Origin of the sequence: Bradyrhizobium sp. Mp27 (assembly GCF_029953005.1) — a bacterium.
GTDB classification, from domain to species: domain Bacteria; phylum Pseudomonadota; class Alphaproteobacteria; order Rhizobiales; family Xanthobacteraceae; genus Bradyrhizobium; species Bradyrhizobium barranii.
Map to the genome: position 1 here is coordinate 18,936 of NZ_JASAUS010000063.1, position 17,920 is coordinate 36,855.

19 protein-coding genes are annotated in these 17,920 nt (G+C 63.9%); 4 read left to right on the plus strand and 15 right to left on the minus strand.

The window, feature by feature from the left end; all coding sequences use genetic code 11:
- Positions 1–47: 47 nt before the first annotated feature.
- The 7 genes from QJT78_RS27465 to QJT78_RS27495 form a co-directional block, all read right to left on the minus strand.
- On the minus strand, positions 48–2,483 hold the full coding sequence (locus tag QJT78_RS27465; protein WP_281460369.1) for a DUF3987 domain-containing protein: 2,436 nt from the start codon (positions 2,481–2,483) through the stop codon (positions 48–50).
- 72 nt (positions 2,484–2,555) lie between these two features.
- On the minus strand, positions 2,556–3,299 hold the full coding sequence (locus QJT78_RS27470) for a hypothetical protein (RefSeq protein WP_038943119.1): 744 nt from the start codon (positions 3,297–3,299) through the stop codon (positions 2,556–2,558).
- A 79-nt stretch (positions 3,300–3,378) separates the two neighbouring features.
- Positions 3,379–3,795, minus strand: a complete 417-nt coding sequence (locus QJT78_RS27475) for a hypothetical protein (protein ID WP_038943118.1) — start codon at positions 3,793–3,795, stop codon at positions 3,379–3,381.
- 138 nt (positions 3,796–3,933) lie between these two features.
- Positions 3,934–4,257, minus strand: a complete 324-nt coding sequence (locus tag QJT78_RS27480) for an AlpA family phage regulatory protein (protein ID WP_038943117.1) — start codon at positions 4,255–4,257, stop codon at positions 3,934–3,936.
- 104 nt (positions 4,258–4,361) lie between these two features.
- Positions 4,362–4,652 carry a hypothetical protein gene (locus tag QJT78_RS27485; protein ID WP_157790179.1) on the minus strand — a complete coding sequence of 97 codons (291 nt, stop codon included), beginning with the start codon at positions 4,650–4,652 and terminating at the stop codon, positions 4,362–4,364.
- Positions 4,653–4,659: 7 nt separating this feature from the next.
- Positions 4,660–5,907 (minus strand): integrase arm-type DNA-binding domain-containing protein, encoded by a 1,248-nt coding sequence (locus QJT78_RS27490; RefSeq protein WP_038952925.1) that lies wholly within the window; start codon positions 5,905–5,907, stop codon positions 4,660–4,662.
- A 211-nt stretch (positions 5,908–6,118) separates the two neighbouring features.
- The gene (locus QJT78_RS27495; protein WP_038943114.1) at positions 6,119–7,450 is read right to left on the minus strand and encodes an MFS transporter; all 1,332 of its coding nucleotides are present in this window, start codon (positions 7,448–7,450) and stop codon (positions 6,119–6,121) included.
- A gap of 81 nt (positions 7,451–7,531) precedes the next feature.
- Here QJT78_RS27495 and QJT78_RS27500 point away from each other — a divergent pair, with 81 nt between their 5' ends.
- Positions 7,532–7,945, plus strand: a complete 414-nt coding sequence (locus tag QJT78_RS27500; RefSeq protein ID WP_038943112.1) for a DUF2809 domain-containing protein — start codon at positions 7,532–7,534, stop codon at positions 7,943–7,945.
- Between the two features lie 139 nt (positions 7,946–8,084).
- Here the strand turns inward: QJT78_RS27500 and QJT78_RS27505 are convergent, their stop codons facing one another.
- The 4 genes from QJT78_RS27505 to QJT78_RS27520 all read right to left on the minus strand — a co-directional run bounded on the left by QJT78_RS27505 (position 8,085) and on the right by QJT78_RS27520 (position 11,606).
- Complete coding sequence (locus QJT78_RS27505) at positions 8,085–9,248, minus strand: crosslink repair DNA glycosylase YcaQ family protein (RefSeq protein WP_038943111.1); 1,164 nt, start codon at positions 9,246–9,248, stop codon at positions 8,085–8,087.
- 114 nt (positions 9,249–9,362) lie between these two features.
- Positions 9,363–9,608, minus strand: a complete 246-nt coding sequence (locus QJT78_RS27510) for a hypothetical protein (RefSeq protein ID WP_028148591.1) — start codon at positions 9,606–9,608, stop codon at positions 9,363–9,365.
- A 97-nt stretch (positions 9,609–9,705) separates the two neighbouring features.
- Positions 9,706–9,942 carry a hypothetical protein gene (locus tag QJT78_RS27515; protein ID WP_014497465.1) on the minus strand — a complete coding sequence of 79 codons (237 nt, stop codon included), beginning with the start codon at positions 9,940–9,942 and terminating at the stop codon, positions 9,706–9,708.
- A gap of 251 nt (positions 9,943–10,193) precedes the next feature.
- The gene (locus tag QJT78_RS27520; RefSeq protein WP_028148590.1) at positions 10,194–11,606 is read right to left on the minus strand and encodes a caspase family protein; all 1,413 of its coding nucleotides are present in this window, start codon (positions 11,604–11,606) and stop codon (positions 10,194–10,196) included.
- A 468-nt stretch (positions 11,607–12,074) separates the two neighbouring features.
- Here QJT78_RS27520 and QJT78_RS27525 point away from each other — a divergent pair, with 468 nt between their 5' ends.
- The gene (locus QJT78_RS27525; RefSeq protein WP_028148589.1) at positions 12,075–12,716 is read left to right on the plus strand and encodes an OmpA family protein; all 642 of its coding nucleotides are present in this window, start codon (positions 12,075–12,077) and stop codon (positions 12,714–12,716) included.
- An 84-nt stretch (positions 12,717–12,800) separates the two neighbouring features.
- Here QJT78_RS27525 and QJT78_RS27530 read toward each other — a convergent pair whose 3' ends face one another.
- Positions 12,801–14,231 (minus strand): glycosyltransferase family 39 protein, encoded by a 1,431-nt coding sequence (locus QJT78_RS27530; protein ID WP_085965541.1) that lies wholly within the window; start codon positions 14,229–14,231, stop codon positions 12,801–12,803.
- A 51-nt stretch (positions 14,232–14,282) separates the two neighbouring features.
- Here QJT78_RS27530 and QJT78_RS27535 point away from each other — a divergent pair, with 51 nt between their 5' ends.
- Both QJT78_RS27535 and QJT78_RS27540 read left to right on the plus strand, forming a co-directional pair.
- Entirely contained in the window at positions 14,283–14,984 is a 702-nt protein-coding gene (locus QJT78_RS27535) for a FecR family protein (RefSeq protein WP_028148587.1), read from the plus strand.
- A 2-nt stretch (positions 14,985–14,986) separates the two neighbouring features.
- Positions 14,987–16,138: a hypothetical protein gene (locus QJT78_RS27540; RefSeq protein WP_028148586.1), complete on the plus strand. Its 1,152-nt coding sequence runs from the start codon at positions 14,987–14,989 to the stop codon at positions 16,136–16,138.
- 138 nt (positions 16,139–16,276) lie between these two features.
- Here QJT78_RS27540 and QJT78_RS27545 read toward each other — a convergent pair whose 3' ends face one another.
- From QJT78_RS27545 to QJT78_RS27555, 3 genes are all read right to left on the minus strand, one after another.
- A complete protein-coding gene (locus QJT78_RS27545; RefSeq protein WP_028148585.1) occupies positions 16,277–16,765 on the minus strand; it encodes a VOC family protein in 489 nt (162 codons plus the stop codon).
- 43 nt (positions 16,766–16,808) lie between these two features.
- A complete protein-coding gene (locus tag QJT78_RS27550) occupies positions 16,809–17,237 on the minus strand; it encodes a VOC family protein (RefSeq protein ID WP_014497472.1) in 429 nt (142 codons plus the stop codon).
- A 130-nt stretch (positions 17,238–17,367) separates the two neighbouring features.
- The gene (locus QJT78_RS27555) at positions 17,368–17,880 is read right to left on the minus strand and encodes a cupin domain-containing protein (RefSeq protein WP_028148584.1); all 513 of its coding nucleotides are present in this window, start codon (positions 17,878–17,880) and stop codon (positions 17,368–17,370) included.
- Positions 17,881–17,920 lie beyond the last annotated feature (40 nt).

Here is a 17,920-nt window from a genome sequence, read left to right on the forward strand (position 1 = left end):
CGGAAAATGCCGCCTGATCGAATTCGGCATTTGCGGTATTTCCGCCATCAGAGAGGGAACTCAAAAAGACGCGGGTTGACCTCCCACCTTCGGGGTGGCCGCCCCGGTCCCGACACCTTCGCTGGGACCTCGTGCAACCAACCGGCGCGCACCAGCATGTCGAGCAGCGCCTGCGCCTCGTTGGCGTCGAGCCGCCGTGCCAGCGCGTCGCGGCGCACCTCCTCGCGCGACACCGTGGCCTTGTGGCCGGCGTGGAGCCAGCGCAGCACAGTGCGGGCATGGCCGTGCTTGTCGGAAAGCCCCACAAGGCGCAGCGCGGCGCGCCCGTGCGGCCACAGGTAGTCCTTCCACAGCAGCACGGCGCGCTCGACATGGCGCGCCTCGATCACCTGCGGCTCGACACCGCCGCTCCAGGCCCATTCGAGGAAACACAGCGTGCCCGACAGGCGCAGCACATGCCCCGTGCCCTTACACCAGTATTCGCGCTCGCGCCCGTCCAGCGATTGCCTTTCCCGGTGCGCAAATTCCGCGAATACCGCAAATTCCTGTCTGGCGTCCGCCGTCAGTGGAATGCTGCGCGGTGCGAACGCCTCGTAGTCGCCAGCCTGCAGGTTCGCCAGCCGGCTAAAGGCGTTGATGATCTCAGGATCGGTCTCGTCGGCATCGTCGGTCGGCTCACGAAATGACGCCTCCGGCGGCCAGGCATACAAAAAACGAGAATAAATGCCGTCGCTATCGCCGGCAAAACTGCGCGCCAGCAAATCCGGCTGGAATCCACCGACGACACCGACGAGAAGATGCGGCAGCATCACCGGCGGGCGGCCGAGCCGCTCCACGACGAAGGAATTGCCGTCCCAAGCCTCAAGCCAGAACGCGCGATCCGAACCACCGCTGTAGCGCTCGAGGTTCATGAACAGCCGCGCGAGTTCGTCGGCAACGTAGGTAATGCCACGCGGCCGCGCTTCGAGCAGCGGCGCCAGCCGCTCGATCGTGCAGTCGGAAACGTAAAGCCGCGGCACCACGAACGGGCGGACGTCCTGCGCCTCGGCCGGCTTGACCGGCGGCGGCTGGCCGGCGTCGACCGCTGCGGCAACGTCGTCCTTCCATTTCTTGAGCGCCGCCTTGGCGCGCTCGATGCGCGTCTCGTGCGCCAGTTGGCGCGCGGTGTTTTCCTGTTGCCGGCTGCGCTCCACTACCGACAAAGCCCGCTTGACCACGTCGAGCGATGGCGTCTTGCCCGACCCCGACAATCCGACCAAGCAGGTCCAGCACGTCATAGGCTGTTGCCACGAGCGGGTCGCCTGCACCCGGCGCGCCACGCCGATCAGGCCCGAGCCCATGCCGATCAGCGGTAGTGCGATGTGCCCGACGGTGACGCCAGCGCCACGCGCCGCCTCCAGCATCCAGCGATGCATGCTCTGCGGAAATACGTCGATCGGCAGGTCCGGCAGTTCGCCCCGGCGGTCGTCCAGGATCGACAGATCAGGATCGGTCCAATCACCGGTCTCGCGTTGCCGCTGTTTGCGCTCCTGCTTTGGTTGCTCCGGCTGCAGCTGCTGGTGTTGTTGGTGGTGGCTCGCGCTATTCCCGCCGCCCGCACGTGCGGCGCTATTGTCGCGGTCAGCGAGGTCGTCGTGCGGCGCATTGAGGCCATCGCGCAATCCGCTCTCGATCGTCTTCATCGTCGCGCGATGCCCGTGCTCGCGCAGGTAATGGTTGGCTTCGCAGGCCCGCACCAGCGTCTCGATAATCTCGCTTTCCACCAACCAGCCGCGCGCGGCCATGGTCGCGAGCCGGAACGCGGTCTTGTAGAGGCGTTCGTTGCGCTCGCCGGCCGGCGCCGCAGCGAGTTCGGCCTCGGTCCCGTTGAGCGCCGCCATTGCATAGGCACGACCGCGCTCGTCGTTGGTCTCGGTATTGCTTTGCTCGTGGGCTTCCTTTTGCTGCGGCGGTCGCAGGATCTCCTCGATCCAGTGCGGCAGTGGCGGTGCCTGATGGATCGGCATGCGTCCCGCCACCGCAGTCCAGCCGCGACCGTCCGGCAGGCGCGCACCGGGTGCGATCACAAAGCCGCCGGCCCCTCGCACGTCGATGCCGGGAGGCAGCGAGCCGCGGACGTTGCCCAACGCTTCGCCGTTCGGCTGTTTGAAAAACACATGAAGGCCGTTATTTGGGGTCGACACCACCGGCATGTTGCGCGGCAGGCCGCTATTGGCCGCGACCAGCTTCTTAAAGGCTTCTACACCATCGGGGCCGCCATGCCGGTCGCAATCGATCACGATCATTCCGTTCTGCCCGCACGCGATCGCGGGAAGCGCGGCCGAGTTGTCCCACCATGCTTTGATCTGATCGACGTTTGATGTCGCTGCTTCTTGCCATCCTTTAAGCAGTGGACGCTTGTCGGCTCCTGCGGGAAAAATCCGAATGCCGTGCGCAGCGAGCGCCAACGCGGTTTTGAGGTTGTCGTCCTGATGCTGCGCCATGGCGGGAGCTCCAGCATTGAAAATGGGAATGTGCGGCGGGAGAAGATGATCTCCCGCCCAGTCGCGCAGCGCTTAAAAGGGGATGTCGTCGTTCATGTCATCGACGTGCTTCGCCGCGGCTGGTGCCGTTGTCGGGCCAACCTCCGCCGCGGGCGGCTCACCGCTGTCCGGGATGTCATAGCCCGCCAGCGCCATAGTCTCGTTGAAACGCGATGCTGCGGCCCAGCCTGTCACCAGAATGACCGGCGTCTTGATGTAGCCGTATGCGCGATTTGGATGCTGATAGCCATCACTTGCGAGGCCGACAACAGGCAATTCGCCGAGCACGCGGCGCCGGTGCGCGGCATAGGTTCGAGTAAGCTTGCCAATCGCATCTCGCGCACCTTTCGATGAAGCGGCCAAGGTGAAGACTTCGCCGTCGTCGGCAACGACCATCGGAACGTAGCTCGTAAACTGCCACGGATCTTTCTTCTGGCCGCGATCGTCAATCTCCCAAGTTGACGGATCATTGTCGCCGAGTTCATGGCGGCGCGGCCACTGCAGGCCGCTGCTGACAATGACCATGGCGTGCTCGATAGGTTTGAAGTTTTCCCACCTAACCCATCCGGTAGCGAGGGCATGCATACCGACGATGAAGGTTTTTTGTTTAACCGGCTCACTATTCTCGCCGGCGAGCCAATCACCTTTCGAGAATTTCAAGAGCTTGCCAACGATGTGCTGTGGCGCGATCGCGTCGGCGAATGCCTGGAACGGATCGGCATCGTCAGCGATCGCGACGGCGGTATTAACAGACTTGACGATTTGGCTGGTTGTCATCTTCGTTTTCCCTTTGCTTCTTATTCTAGCTCCGAAACAGAGAAAGGCGCCGCGCAGTTTACGCGCGACGCCAAGCTGATTAATCCGCGGCGACGAGGGGAAGCTCGGACTCGGGCGCGGTAATGCGATCCAGCGCGCGCAAGATGCGATCGGCACCGAGCTTCAAGACGATGCGCTCGACGTTCGCATCGTTGACTGGGCCACGACGATGCTTGTTATGCAGGTCCGACAGCGCGAGGCGGCCGCACTCGAGCAGCACGCGTTCCTCGGCAGTGGCGGCGGCGATGGTGTTCACATAGGAGACCGAAACCCGCATCATCATTGCTGACTGCGGGCGGGTCGGATTGCGCAGCGATCCCTCCGAGAGTTGGTACGCCAGGAGGGCGCGCTCGGCGGGGCTGAGCCTGTTCAGGTGGCGGCTGAGCCAGACGCCGTCGATCTCCGTCCCGGTATCGAGCGCAATTGCACCGCCGTTGGTTGAGTTGTATATGTCCATTGTTGAAAGTCCCTTCTGCTGTATCCGGCCGGTGATCCCGTTTCCTCGCGAGGGCATAGGGATGACCGGCCGTAGTTTTGCCGGCAGTTGCGGATTCCGCGCGGGAGGCCGCCGACGTCGCCTCGCGCGGCAAAGCCGTTATGTCTCCGCTACGCTGCGGTGATTGGAAGACGCGCGCCGCCTGGCGAGACGGCGCTCACGCTGGGCGCGCAATTCCTGTCGGCGCTGCGGGGCCCTGGCATCGCGCTCCGCGATTCGCTCCTGCAGCCAAGCCTCGACCTCATGACGCAACCAGCGAGCATGCCGCCGCGCGCGGCCCGGCTCGCTGAACGAGATCGGCTGCGGAAAACCGGGATCTTCGTAAACCGAACTTTTGGAGCGGCAGGTCATTCTCATGACCTCCCGCAAATTGATGAAGTCCGGCGGCGTCGGCGTCGGATCGTCGTCTTTGGGGTTTGTCATGCGCGTCCTCCGCATACTGATGCGGACAGGATGCGCCCATTTATCGCGCTGTCACGACCCCCTGAAGTAGGTCGGTAGTAGTGTCGTTGCGACAGAGCCAAAGGCTAGTTTTGTCGCTTTCGTTTTTGATAGCGCTCGTAAGCCTTGGCAACGGCAACCAATGACTTGCCTCTGGCTTTCGCCACGAACCGCTTTGCTTTGGCGAGGTCCCCGCCAACTTCATACAGCGTGGCGACAAATGCCCCGGTATCTTCCCTCGGGCGATGCGGAGGTCGCTTTGCCACTTCGCGCTCCAGCAGTTCATGCAGCCGAGACAGCAGATCACGCAGGACGTCCAATTTTACTGAGTCGTACTCGTCGGGATGATCAAGCAGCTCCCGGACGAGAACGATCATCGTGCGGTCATCCACGACCGGCACCGCGCAATGCGACAACCTTCGCGCGGTCGGCGCGCGCAGGCTGCGAGGCGAGGAAGCCCGCCCATTGCTGCATAATCCTTCGGCGCTTCTCCAGCAGATCGCCGCGTGCATAGGCCGCTTCCGTCTGGTTGCCGATGGCATGGGCCAGCGCGACCTCCAGCAGCTCGCGCGGGACGTTGGTGCGCTCGCCGCCCCATGTCCTGAATGCGGATCGGAAGCCATGCACAGTGACGCGTTCGCCGCCATGACGATGCAGCGCCTTGCGAAGGCTCATCGCAACGATCGGCTTGCCTCCGTTGACGCTGAATAGATAGTCGCCATTGCGCGGCAGCCGCTCGATCAGCGCCAGTGCCTGCGGCGATAGCGGCACGCGATGCTCGCGCTTGCGCTTCATGCGGCTCGGGGGGACGATCCACAGCCTCGCATCTAGGTCGATCTCATCCCAGCGTGCGCCCCGCGCCTCTTGGCTCCGCGTTGCAGTCAGGATCGCGAATGCAAGACAGAGTTCGGGGATGGCGTCCGTGGCAGTCAGCTTCTGATGCAGGCCCGGCACCGCATCGTAGCCCATCGCCGGATGGTGTTCGACTGGCTTCAGCTCGCGCGGGTGCGGCAGCAATTTGTCGAAATGGTTTTTCCATCTTGTCGGGTTCGGCCCCGGCTTGCGCAGGCCGCGCACCTCTGCGAAGCCGAGCACCTCGCCGATGCGGCGGCGGACGCGATCCATGGTCTGTGGCGCGCGCTTCCACTCCGGCTCGATCACCTTGATGACCATCGCGGTATCGACGTCGCCGACCGCGACATCGAACAGCGGCTTGGCGTACGTAGCCATGCTATTGCGCCATTGGCTGGCATGCTTGGTACGCCAGCGGTCGCCATGGCTATCGAGCAGCTGGTCGAGCACTTGCTTGAACGTAGCGCTATGCAACTCGGCGGCGCGGGCCGCCATGCGTTCGGCATTGCGGTGACTGATCGGATCGATCCCAGCCGCCAACAGTTTGCGGGCGTCATTGGCCTTGGCGCGGGCCTCGGCGAGCGAAACCACCCGCGCAGAGCCGAGACCCATGAACCGCTCGCGCCGATCCAGCTGGTATCGGTAGAGCCACGCCTTGCTGACAACGCCCTTGGTCCTGGTCGGCGCGGCTTTCAGCATCAGCCCACCACCATCGTAGAATTTTCCGGCCTCCTTCAAGCTGCGCACGAAGGTCGCGCTGAGCCTGTCCCATGTCCGCATGTTCGATACCCCGATTGATCCCCCAGTCCCACGCTGGTACTGGGCGGACTTCGGCGCACATAATAGCCTTATGAGGAAAGGTGGGGAATGGCAGGAAGCCAAAAACCACTTATTTTACAGAGGCTTCCGTACTATTGCGGACTTCGGCGGACTTCGCCGGAAGGGCGATAGCCCGGATCGCTCATCCGGGCTACGCAGCGGTGCGGGCGGCCTACCGTCCCTGCCCGGCGAACTCGTGCTTGCTCTCGTGGCCGCCGACAAACACTAGGATGCCGGCGATCAGGGGCAGGACGGCCAGCACCAGCAAGCCGGTCGAGGTCTGGCCGGTGGCTTCCTTGACCCAGCCGATCAGGTACGGACCGCCGAAGCCAGCGAGGTTGCCGATCGAGTTGATCAGCGCGATGGCGCCGGCCGCCGCCGTGCCGGAGAGCCAGGCGGTCGGCAGGGTCCAGAACACGCCGAAGCAGCAGAACACGCCGATCGCAGCAACAGTGAGCACCACCATCGTCATGGTGGGATCGGTGAGGTAGGAGGAGACGCCAAGCGCGACGGCGGTGAGCAGCAGCGGCGCACCGACATGCATCACGCGCTCGCGCGTCGCATCGGAATGCCGTGCCCACAGGATCATGGCGACGGTGCCGAACAGATACGGGATCGCGGTGACGAAGCCGGTCTGCGCGTTGGTGAGGCCGAACGCCTTGACGATCTGCGGCAGCCAGAACTGCATGCCATAGAGCGCGCCGACGAAGCCGAAATAGACCAGGCTCAGCATGATCACCTTCGGCGACGACAGCGCCTCGCCGAGCGACAGATGCTTCACCGCCTGCTTGGCCGCGATTTCCGAATCGAGCCTGGACTTGAGCCAGGCCTTCTGATCGGCCGAGAGCCAGTCCGCCTTCTCCGGCTTGTCGGTGAGATAGAACCAGGTGACGATGCCCAGCAGCACCGAGGGGATGCCTTCGATGATGAACAGCCACTGCCAGCCCTTCAGCCCCATCGCGCCGTCGAGCCCGAGCAGCAGGCCCGAGACCGGCGCGCCGATCACGGTGGAGACCGGGACGGCGATGGCGAAGGCGGCGAGGAAGCGGGCGCGATACTCGGCCGGGTACCAGTAGGTGAGATAGAGGATGATGCCGGGAAAGAAGCCGGCCTCGGCGACGCCGAGCAGGAAGCGCAGCACGTAGAAGCTCGTCACCCCGCTGACCAGCGCCATCAGCGCCGAGATGATGCCCCAGGTCACCATGATGCGGGCGATCCAGCGGCTCGCGCCGAACTTTTCCAGCGCCAGATTGCTCGGCACCTCGAAAATGAAATAGCCGATGAAGAAGATGCCGGCGCCCCAGGAGAAGATCAGCGGCGTGAACTTCAGCTCCGCGTTCATGGTCAGCGCGGCGAAGCCGAGATTGACGCGGTCGAGATAGGAGAAGAAGTAGGCCAGCACCAGGAACGGAATCAGGCGCCAGGAGATGGCGCGAATCGTCGAGGTCTCGATTTCCGACTCGGCTGAGCCGGCGGAACCGGCATAGGTCGTGGTCTGGCTCATGGCTTTCCCCCCGGGGTTGTTGCTTTTATGGGCTGATCCGGGGTTTTCAGCATCGCCGCGAAAGAGTCAATGGAGCAAGCAATGCACGGGGCGCAACCGGTCAACACCGTTGCGCTGCGACAGAAATCATTGATCCGCGCCGCCCTTGCGCTGGTCGTGATCGCCTGCGGGCTGTCCTTGCGCTGGTACGGCCTTCTACTCGGGCTTCCCGCCTTCGTCGTGAAATATGGCGGCTCGCTGCTGTGGGCGACGATGGTGTTTTTGCTGGTCGGAGTGTTGCTGCCGGGGATGTCGCGGAGCCGACTTGCAGCCATCGCCGTGGCGATCGCGATCGCCGTCGAGTTCTCCCGTCTGGTGCATGCGCCCTGGCTCGATGCGTTTCGGCTCACCACCGCGGGCGCGCTGCTGTTAGGACGGATCTTCTCGCTGTGGAATCTGGTGGCCTATGCGGTCGGGATTGCGTTCGGCGCGTGGATTGATGGTCTTGTAAGGTGAGCAAAGGCGCGTTAGCGCCGTGCCCACCATTCTCCTTCGCGGACCACGATGGTGGGTACGCTTCCGCCTTCGCTCTTCGAGCTACGGCGGACAAGTCGCTTTGCCCACCCTACGAGACCGGCGCCACGGCGAGCGGCCCTCACTCCGCGAGCTGAAACCGCTCGAAGCGATCGAGCTCCTCCTCGATCACGCGCTTCAGCTCCTTGCGCCCCGCCGTCTTCTTTCCCTGCCCGACCCAGGTCCATTTCTGCATCAACAGCTTCTTCGCCTGACGGTCGGTCTTGAGGTCAAGCGCCGCGACGATCTCGTCGCCCACCAGCACGGGCAACGCGAAATAGCCGAGCTTGCGCTTGGCCTTCGGCACATAGGCTTCGAACAGATGGTTGTAGCCGAAGAACAGATTGGTGCGCTTGCGCTGGATGATCAGGGGATCGAACGGCGAGAGGATGTGAACGAGATCGGGCGCGGCGCCCTCACCCGGCTCCAGCGCCGCAGGCACGACCCAATGCTCCTGCTTGCCGGCGCCCTCGATCGCAACGGGCACGAGCTCGCCGCGACGGACGCGCGAGGCGATCAGCTGTGCGATCGCCTTCTTGCTCGGCGCATCGAGGTGGCAGATCGAATCCAGACTGACCACGCCCTGCGACCGCAGCGCGCGGTCGAGCAGATAGGCCGTGATGTCCCTTGCCGACGCCGGCCTCGGCAGCTTGTCCCAGCCGAAGTGCCGCGTCATCAGCTCGTAGGTCTTGAGCATGCCCTGGCGCGCGCTGACGGTCGCGACGCCGGTGTAGAAGGCGAGCTGCAAAGCCCGCTTCGAGGGTTTTCGGCTCTGCCAGAGATGCTCCTTCTCGGTGAGCACGTCGTCCTCGATATCGCGGATCGTCAGCGGACCGGCGCGCAGGAGCCGCATCACCTTGCGCGTATCGGCCGGCGTGACCGAGGCGTACCATTTGTGTCCCTCGCGCCGGTGCTCGCGCATTGCCGGCAGAAAGAAGCGAAAATCGTTCGCCGGCACATAGGACAGCGCATGGGTCCAGTATTCGAACACGCTCCGGTCGACGCTCTGGGCCTGGCGCAGATCGGCACGCCGGTAGGACGGAATGCGGCTGAACAGGATGTGGTGGTGGCTGCGCTCGATCACATTGATGGTGTCGATCTGCACATAACCGAGATGGGCGATCGTATCCGCCACCGCGTGCGCGCCCTCTCCGAACGGCGCGCGCTCGTCCAGCCGCTGGGCATGCAGCCAGATCTGCCGGGCCTGTGTCGTGGGGATCGGAAAGGGTTTGGGCGCGCGTGACATTGCAGGAGGCAATGTAGCCGGATTCGCGCCAGGAAAAAGGGAGGCTGAAGAGAAGAAAAAGCCGCGCTGCCATCTGCTGCCAGCGCGGCCCGGTCACGCCAGATTGGCGCGAGGTTACTTCATCGCCATCGCCTTCTCGGCGTTCACGTAGTGCGTGCAGGCGCCGCGCATGTTGCCTTTGCTCATGTCGGAATTGGCCGAGGCCATCGACTTGCGCGCCGCGATCTTGCCCGGCGTGTCTTCACCGCCCAACCCGACAACGAGCTTGGCCATGTTCGCGCTGGTGCATGACATCTTGGCGGCCGACGCGGGAGACAGGGCAAGTGCGGCGAACGCCGCCACGAGCAACAGGATCTTCATCAAGCTTCTCCTCCGGAAAACGAAGCCGGCGTGATGCCGGCCTGCGCAGCATCTATTTTTCCGGGATAGCGCTTCACAGAGAAGGAATTTCATCGTTCTAGCGTGCGGCTTTTGATCGCTCCCCGACGCTGCCTGTGGCGACATCGGGCTCGCAGGACGCTTTGCCACGCCCTTCCGCCTGGCAGCGATAGACGCTGCCGGTGAGGCGGTCGACCAGCCACATGTTCTCGTCGTTCGGACCGTCGAGGCCGACGTAACGGCTGCTCAGCCCGGTGATCAGCGTGGACAGCAGGATCGCCACCGCGATCATCGCCGCACCGACATAGATGGGCATTGAGCTCAGAAAGACTGTCCGATCCTGCGGCCCGCCACGATAGAACTGGTAATCACTCGGCCTGGGCACTGGACTGAACTCGGCTCCCTTCCTCGGCGGTTATTGGACGCGGAGTCCTGCTAGGCGCCCAACTGGCCGAATTCTTGTTCGCACGCGGGCCATCACGCGACGGCTTTGCGACGATCGGTGAGCAAGGGTTTCCGGAACAAATTGGCGGCCCGAAGCGGGCCGCCTGTTGCTTGCCGGCCGGCTCAGCGGCGGCCGAACAACCCGCCCATCATACCGCCGAACAGACCGCCGGGGCCGCCTGGCGGACCGGCACCGCCGCCGCCGTAATGGCGCCGGCCGCCACCGCCGGAGGACCGGCGACGCGCCGGCTCGTCGTCTGCCTGTTCGGAGGAGGCCGCGCGGGTCGAGACAATCTCCGACAGTAGGGCCTTGTGCTGGAGCTTGTTGAGATAACCGGTCGCAGGATAGCCACGAGCAGCCTGCCACCGCCTCATCACGGAACGGGTCTCATCGTCGAACTTGCCCGTCGCCTTGACGTCGAAGCCGAGCCCGGTGAGGCGGCGCTGCACGTCGCGGCGCTGGTTCTTGTCCAGACCGATCTGGTCTTCAGACACCTGGTTGGCTTCTTCCGTAAAGGTCGCGGGGTCGATCCCGGCCGAGAGGTTGCGGGTGGTGATGGATGGACCATCCTGCAACGCCGCGATGCGGGCGAGTGCGATCGATTTGAACGTGCCGTTGGGATAGCTGGTGAGATAGGCGTTGAGCTCCTCGACCTTGTTGGAGTCCCTGATCGAGCGCCAGAACTCGAGCTCGACGTCGGAGCCTTGCTTGCTCGCGGCCGACACTGATGCGTTCGACGGGTCGGTCGTGGCCGCAGCCGGCACGCCAACCGGATTGAGATAGACGTTGCCCGTGAGGTTGGTGTGCCCCCAGGGCAATTGCCCCTTGCTGGTCTCGTCACTGACCTGGGCACGCACCTTGGTCATCGCCTGCTGGATCTCGATCCCGGGCTGGGCAATGTTCGCGACGAGCGCGCGGGTGAACGGGCTGTTGGTGCCGGCTTCGCCGTCGAGCGCGGTCTGGCCGGGGCCGGTGGCAAAGGCAATCAGCGTGCCCTCGCCCGACTTCATCTCGGCAAGACCGGTCTGGACGTTGACGGAGCGGGTGGCCCTGGCCGAGCGGATCTTTGCTGCGAACGGATTGTCGCGGCAGGCGTCCAGGAATACGAGCTTCACCTTCGCGTCCGACATGGTCTGATCGAGCGTGAGGTCGACATTGATCGCCGCGCCCAGCTTGACGTCCATCTCGGATTTCAGGTCTGCATCGACCGGCAACAGGTAGTTGACGCCGTTCACGGCGATCCCGTGGCCGGCATAGAAGAACACCGCGACGTCGGCGCCTTCGCTCTTCTTGCCGAACTCCAGCAGCTTTGCAGTCATGGCATCGCGAGTGAGGTTGGCGCCCTCGACGACGTCGAAGCCGACGTTGCGCAGCACCCTGGCCATCGCCTTGGAGTCGATCGCGGGGTTGGGAAGCTGCGGGACGTTCTTGTAGGCGGCGTTGCCGACCACGAAGGCGACGCGCTTGTCCGCGAAGGCCGCGTTGCCGCTGACGAGAAATACTGCGATTGAAATTGCTGCGATCAAGAAGCGCATGATCATTCTCCCCTGATCCAAACTTCCTCGCTGCTCTCGGTTCGGCCTGAGCCGATCCGATGAGAGCAATCTGATCCAGTTCACAACGACGCACTGTGATCTGGATCACTCGGGGATTTCTGCTGCTCGAACCGAGCTGAGAGTCGCTGCGACGGTCGCTTTTCGGGCTGCTGACGCAGCTGGCAATACGGCTGGTGACGAACAATGGCCGAAAGATTGTACCTGCGCGGGCTGCAAGTCCAGCCGGTTCAGCAATCCGCTGTCGATGCCAAATGAGATAGCGGTTCTTCCCGGTGGCAGGGCACCGCCGCCGGCCCGACATGCCATGGATGCCGATCGGCGCCGGCGCCAGGATGCACGGGTCATTTCGGCCATCTGGAATGTGACCCGCATCACATCGAGGCTGTTGAACCTTCCCTACGCTCGCAACATCAAATCGCCGTCAGGCGTAACAGCGAGGATACGACAATGACCCGTTTTGATAAGTTTTTTGGATTGAAGGCGATTACAATCACGGCCGCGCTGTCGATGACGGCGGGCCTGGCTTTCGCCGGCGATAACGTCTCCGCCAACCAGATTCTGGATGCGCTGAGGCCGAAGCCGGCGACCCGCGGCTTGTCCGTCGGTCCGCAGGCCGATCCGACCGCGCAGGCCAAGGAAGCGACGTTCCTGAACACGGTGCGCAACCGCTCGACCCGGTCGCTCTCGATGGGCGAGCGCGAGCAGATCGCCGAGCTCGCCGCCACCAAGCCGAAGATCGATCTGGAGATCCAGTTCGACTACAACTCGGCCGACATCGCCAAGAATTCGGTACCGTCGGTGCAGGCGCTCGGCAAGGCGCTGTCCGATCCGTCGCTGAAAGGCTCAACCTTCGTGGTCGCCGGCCACACCGATGCGATCGGCGGCGAAGAGTACAATCAAGGCCTCTCCGAACGTCGCGCCGACACCATCAAGAAGTACCTGATGCAGAACTATGGTCTCAACGGCACCGATCTCGTCACCGTCGGCTATGGCAAGACCAAGCTGAAGGACGCCGCCAACGGCGCCGACCCGATCAACCGCCGCGTCCAGGTCGTCAACATGGAAGCCAAGACGACGGCGTCCAAGTGAAATTGTCCAAGTGAGTTTCAAGTGAGCTTCAAGTCATCGCCGCGTGAAACACGCCGCCTGCCATGATCGTGACAGGCGGCGATTTCATATCCAGCTCTGGAACAGCATCAACCGGTTGAACGTCTGCATCGACGTGCCGATGAAGGCCGCCGAGATCGGCAGCATCGCCGCAAAGCCGATCGCCGCGACCCCGACATAGGCCCACAGCAGCCAGCGCGGCAGCCCCTCTCGTCGCAGCACATAGACCAGCGCAAGCGACGCCACGGTTGCGGCCGGCAGATAATAGTAGAGGAAGCCGAGCGTGCGCGGCAGCAAAGCCCAGGCAAGCCACGAGCCGAAATAGAACGCCGCGATCAGGAACGCATCCCAGCGGCGCGCGACGATGAAGTCGCGCAGCACGACGGCGAGCGCGAGCAGCGCCGGCCAGGCGACCAGCGGATTGCCGAGGAAGACGATCGCGGAGACATTGTTCTCCGAGGTCTTGTCGAACAGGAACCACACCGGGCGCGCGAGCAGCGGCCAGGATGGCCACGCGCTCATATAGGTATGGCCGGCGATCGCGGTCGTGGTGTTGTCGGCGAATATCCGGCGCTGCGCCTCGATCAGATCCGGCAGCGACGCTCCGTAGAGCGGCACGAAAGCGGCAAGATATGTCAGCGCCGGCAGCACGGCGAAGCAGAGCGCGACATGCTGCACGCGAAGATCGGGCCAGAGATCGGGCCGATACCAGTCGCTCGGCTTCGCGTCGGCGAACAGCGTGCGCCAGCCCTGCATCAGCCGGATCACCGCAACCACAACGATGCAGATGCCGAGCGGAAACAGGCCGCTCCATTTGCAAGCCGCGGCGAGGCCAAACAACGCGCCCGCGAGCGCGAACAGAGCATGCGGGCGCTCTCTTCGAAAGCCGTGCATGAAGGCGGCAATCGCGAGCAGGCCGAATCCGAGCGCGCAGATGTCGAGCATGGCGATGCGCGCCTGCACGTAAACCATCTGGTTGAAGCCTGCGATCGACGCGGCGGCAATCGCAGACCCTTGCGCGGAGAACAGCGCGAGCCCGCACAGATAGATCGCAACGATCGCGAGCGCGCCGAACAAGGTCGACGGATAGCGCCAGCCAAGCGCATTGTCGCCGAAGGCTGCGATCGATGCCGCGATCAGCTCCTTGGCCAGCGGCGGATGCATCGGGTTGAGCATCGGTTGCGATAGCGTGGGTGCCAGCATCTGCCGTGCCGCGGGCACGTAATGCACTTCATCGAAGACGAACTTCTCCGGCGCCGTCAGGCCGATCAGCAGCGCGAGATGCGCGACCAGGAAAATCGCGACAGCGATCACTGCGCTCTGCGACACCTTCGGAACCGCGGGCAATTCGAACTGCTGCTGTGGGGCTATTTTACGTGGCAAATCTGCTTCACCGCGGAGAAAAACAAAGACGGCACTTTTCATTGAACGCATTCTGCCGCAACTGTCACTAAGCATAACGCACGTCCAGCGCCGCTTGTGATAATTTCGCCACATCAGAAGCGCGCGCGATCCGGTACGATCAGGGACATATCGATCGGTTGCGAAATGAATTTGCGTTTCTGGCTTTTCCCAACTCTGTTGTCGGCACTCGTCTGCGCGGCGCCCTGCGCGCAGGCGCAGACGCGCGTCGGCGAAGCCGTCGTGATCCAGAACGACGTGGTGCGCGTGGCCACGACCACGACGCCGATCAGTGTCGGCGACAGCATGCTGCGCGACGAGACCGTGCGCACCGGCACCGACAGCGCCGCGCGCTTCGTCATGGCCGACAGCACCAACCTCTCGCTGGGCCCGAGCGCCACGCTGAAGCTCGACCGCACCGTCTTCAACGACGAGCACAGCTATCGCGACGTCGCGATCCGCATGACCACGGGCGCATTCCGTTTCGTCACCGGACATTCGGAAAAGACCGCCTACAAGATCACGACACCGCTCGCGACCATCGGCGTGCGCGGCACCACGCTCGACATCCTCTCCCAGCGCGGCCGCTCCGTCGTCGTGCTCCAGGACGGTGCCGCCAGCGTCTGCACGACGAGCTCCCAGTGCGTGCAGCTCACCCAGCCCGGCGACACCGCAATCATCACCTCGACCGGCGGTAAGGTCAGCATCACCAAGACCAACACGCCGCCCTGGACCTTTGCCGCCAATTGCGCCGCAAGCGCCGGGCTGTGCTCGGTCAACCAGTATGCGGACGCCTCGCCGACCATCACGCCTGCCGTCCACGACGACGGCATGCTGTGCGGGCGGTGATGATGGCGAAACTCGACGTCAGGCGCTTCGTCCTCGCCGCCGCGCTGACCGCAACCGCTGCGTTTGCGTTCTTCGCGTTCAATGCGCGACCGGCGGCAGCGCAGGCGTCTTGCGAGTCCGGATGCGGTGGGCCGACGCCCTCTCCGTCGCCGACCTATTCACCGTCGCCGACACCCACGCCGACCCCCTCCCCTTCGCCAAGCCCCTATCCGTCGTCCTCGCCGAGCCCGTATCCACCGCCTCCACCTTCGGGCCCGACCGGCGCGGACTCCAGCGGCAATTCGATCGGCGGCCTCGCCAACCAGCGCTTCAACCAGATGATCACCAACCGGGTGCTCGGCACGGTGCTGCTCGGCGTCAACGAGCAGGTCAATTGCAGCGACTGCATCAGCGCATTCGGCTCGGCCGGCTCGTTCTCGGCCGGTATTCACGGCCGCAAGGAGCTGACCAACAACCTGTCGCTGCTCGCCGGCATCGCCTACACGCAATACAGCGAGGGCGGCTACAACATCACCAGCGCGCCGATCGGCGCCTTCGCTCTGCGCTATGATTTCAACGACTGGGGCTCGTCGCGCCCGTTCTTCGACGTCGGCACCATCCTGACGCCCTGGGAGAAGGCGCGCTACACCCGCAGCTACAACACCAGCCTCGGGCCGGTGAGTGTCACGAGCTCGACCAACGCGTCGAACTACGCCGTCTATGGCCGTGCCGGCTGGATGAGCCGCGTGTCCCCGCGCGACGAATTCGCGGCCTCGATCGAAGTCTGGCAGCTCTGGCAACGCGTCTCCGGCTATTCGGACAGCGCCGTGGCGTTCAATCCGTTCGACGCCACCATCGCTACCGGCACCGACCGCACCAGCCTGGTCAAGATCGGCGGCCAGTGGACGCACCTCTTCGGCAGCAACATCGAGACCAACATCAATGGCGGCTGGGTGCAGTCCTTCGCCAGCCATGGCGGCATCGTCGCCACCGTGACCGGCGACGGCCTAGTGGTGCCGACGATGGGCAACCAGGGCTGGTTCGAATATGGCGGCCGCCTCGGCTTCCGCGTGCAGAAGGGCTGGATCGTCGACCTGTTCGCCAACGGCACGCTGGGCCCGCAGCCGGTGGGAAACACCATCCATGGCGGCGTGGGATTACGGATCAATTATTAGCCGGGCACGCACGGTCTCGTAGGGTGGGCAAAGCGAAGCGTGCCCACCACCTCTCTCAACCGTAGACGGACCGTGGGCACGGCGCTGTCGCGCCTTTGCCCACCCTACGGCACCGATCGTGTGGCGAGCGCTCCCGCCTCACGCCGCCGACTTGCCCTCGAACGCACGCCGCAGCACTTCCACGTCCAGCTTCACCATCTTCATCATGGCTTGCATCGCGCGCGCAGCCGCGGCCTTGTCGGGGCTCGACAGGAATTCGAACATCACCTTCGGCACCACCTGCCAGGATACGCCCCAGCGATCGCTGATCCATCCGCACTGCTGCTCCTTGCCTCCATGAGCAAGGAACGCGCTCCAGACGCTGTCGACCTGAGCTTGGTCGTCGCAATGGATCATCAGCGAGATTGCGTGGGTATATTCCACCTTCATGCCGCCGTTGAGCGCGACCAGGAGCTGCCCGGCCACCGTGAACTCGACGACGAGCACGGAGCCTGTCTTGCCGGACGGGCCGTCCGAAACGTTGCGCTGGACGTGCGTGATTTCCGAGTTCGGAACGAGCGACACGTAGAACTTCGCGGCTTCCTCGGCATCGCCGTTGAACCACATGCAGGGCACGAGCTTGGACATCGTGAATGCTCCTCTTCAGATGGTCGATGTTCGTTGGCTTCGGTCAGGCGTTCGCCATGTCGGACTGCGCGGCGAAGGCTGCCATGTCCATCCAGTTCACGCCCCACATATGACCGTCCGGATCCTCGAAGCTGCGGCCGTACATGAAGCTGTACTCATCCTTCGGGCTTGGATCGGCCACACCGCCCGCGGCCTCGGCCTTGCCGACGACGTCATCGACCTCGTCGCGGCTGTCGGCCGACAGACAGAGCAGCACCTGGTTCGAGGTCTTGGCATCCGCGATCGGCTTCGGCGTGAACTTGCGGAATTTGTCGTGGGTCAGGAGCATGGCGAAGATGGTCTCGGAGAAGACCATGCAGCTCGCCGTCTCGTCGCTGAATTGCGGGTTCCTGACCGCACCGACCGCCTCGTAAAAGGCCGTCGCGCGCTTGAGGTCGGTCACCGGCAGATTGACGAAGATCATTTTGGGCATCGGAGGCTCCTTGGGCGGGGTTCTGCCCAAGGACGGATGGCCCAGCGGTCATCCGACATCGCTTCCGGATATTTTTTAAAGGCTGTGCCTGCGTGGTTCTGTCGCACAAAACCAGCAGGCTTTCAGGCCCTTACTTCTTCTCGTTGGGATCCCGGTGCACGGGGTCGATCCATAGCACGGTCTCGGGCTTCTCGACCGGCTCGATGTCGAGGTTGATCGCGACCGCCTCGCCGTCGCTGCGCACCAGCACGCATTCCAGCACCTCGTCCCGGCTGGCGTTGATCTCCTGATGCGGCACGTAAGGCGGGACGAAAATGAAATCGCCGGGGCCGGCCTCCGCGGTGAATTGCAGGCTCTCGCCCCAGCGCATCCGCGCCTTGCCCTTCACCACGTAGATGACGCTTTCGAGATGGCCGTGGTGATGCGCACCGGTCTTGGCGTCCGGCTTGATGCTGACCGTGCCCGCCCACAATTTCTGCGCGCCGACGCGCGCGAAATTGATTGCGGCCGCGCGGTCCATGCCGGCCGTCGACGGCACGTTGGTATCGAGCTGATTGCCGGGAATGACGCGCACGCCGTCATGCTTCCAGCGATCGTCATGATCGTGGTCATGGTGGGAATGCGTGTGGTCATGGCCGGTCATGGGACTTGCTTTCTGTTGGTTCCGTGCGCGGCAAGCTAAC

Excerpts from the sequence above, each read along its gene's own strand:
- QJT78_RS27465 (WP_281460369.1), bottom strand. The coding sequence starts at position 2,483 with ATGGCGCAGCATCAGGACGACAACCTCAAAACCGCGTTGGCGCTCGCT.
- QJT78_RS27470 (WP_038943119.1), bottom strand. The coding sequence starts at position 3,299 with ATGACAACCAGCCAAATCGTCAAGTCTGTTAATACCGCCGTCGCGATC.
- QJT78_RS27475 (WP_038943118.1), bottom strand. The coding sequence starts at position 3,795 with ATGGACATATACAACTCAACCAACGGCGGTGCAATTGCGCTCGATACC.
- QJT78_RS27480 (WP_038943117.1), bottom strand. The coding sequence starts at position 4,257 with ATGACAAACCCCAAAGACGACGATCCGACGCCGACGCCGCCGGACTTC.
- QJT78_RS27485 (WP_157790179.1), bottom strand. The coding sequence starts at position 4,652 with ATGATCGTTCTCGTCCGGGAGCTGCTTGATCATCCCGACGAGTACGAC.
- QJT78_RS27490 (WP_038952925.1), bottom strand. The coding sequence starts at position 5,907 with ATGCGGACATGGGACAGGCTCAGCGCGACCTTCGTGCGCAGCTTGAAG.
- QJT78_RS27495 (WP_038943114.1), bottom strand. The coding sequence starts at position 7,450 with ATGAGCCAGACCACGACCTATGCCGGTTCCGCCGGCTCAGCCGAGTCG.
- QJT78_RS27500 (WP_038943112.1), top strand. The coding sequence starts at position 7,532 with ATGCACGGGGCGCAACCGGTCAACACCGTTGCGCTGCGACAGAAATCA.
- QJT78_RS27505 (WP_038943111.1), bottom strand. The coding sequence starts at position 9,248 with ATGTCACGCGCGCCCAAACCCTTTCCGATCCCCACGACACAGGCCCGG.
- QJT78_RS27510 (WP_028148591.1), bottom strand. The coding sequence starts at position 9,608 with ATGAAGATCCTGTTGCTCGTGGCGGCGTTCGCCGCACTTGCCCTGTCT.
- QJT78_RS27515 (WP_014497465.1), bottom strand. The coding sequence starts at position 9,942 with ATGCCCATCTATGTCGGTGCGGCGATGATCGCGGTGGCGATCCTGCTG.
- QJT78_RS27520 (WP_028148590.1), bottom strand. The coding sequence starts at position 11,606 with ATGCGCTTCTTGATCGCAGCAATTTCAATCGCAGTATTTCTCGTCAGC.
- QJT78_RS27525 (WP_028148589.1), top strand. The coding sequence starts at position 12,075 with ATGACCCGTTTTGATAAGTTTTTTGGATTGAAGGCGATTACAATCACG.
- QJT78_RS27530 (WP_085965541.1), bottom strand. The coding sequence starts at position 14,231 with ATGTGGCGAAATTATCACAAGCGGCGCTGGACGTGCGTTATGCTTAGT.
- QJT78_RS27535 (WP_028148587.1), top strand. The coding sequence starts at position 14,283 with ATGAATTTGCGTTTCTGGCTTTTCCCAACTCTGTTGTCGGCACTCGTC.
- QJT78_RS27540 (WP_028148586.1), top strand. The coding sequence starts at position 14,987 with ATGGCGAAACTCGACGTCAGGCGCTTCGTCCTCGCCGCCGCGCTGACC.
- QJT78_RS27545 (WP_028148585.1), bottom strand. The coding sequence starts at position 16,765 with ATGTCCAAGCTCGTGCCCTGCATGTGGTTCAACGGCGATGCCGAGGAA.
- QJT78_RS27550 (WP_014497472.1), bottom strand. The coding sequence starts at position 17,237 with ATGCCCAAAATGATCTTCGTCAATCTGCCGGTGACCGACCTCAAGCGC.
- QJT78_RS27555 (WP_028148584.1), bottom strand. The coding sequence starts at position 17,880 with ATGACCGGCCATGACCACACGCATTCCCACCATGACCACGATCATGAC.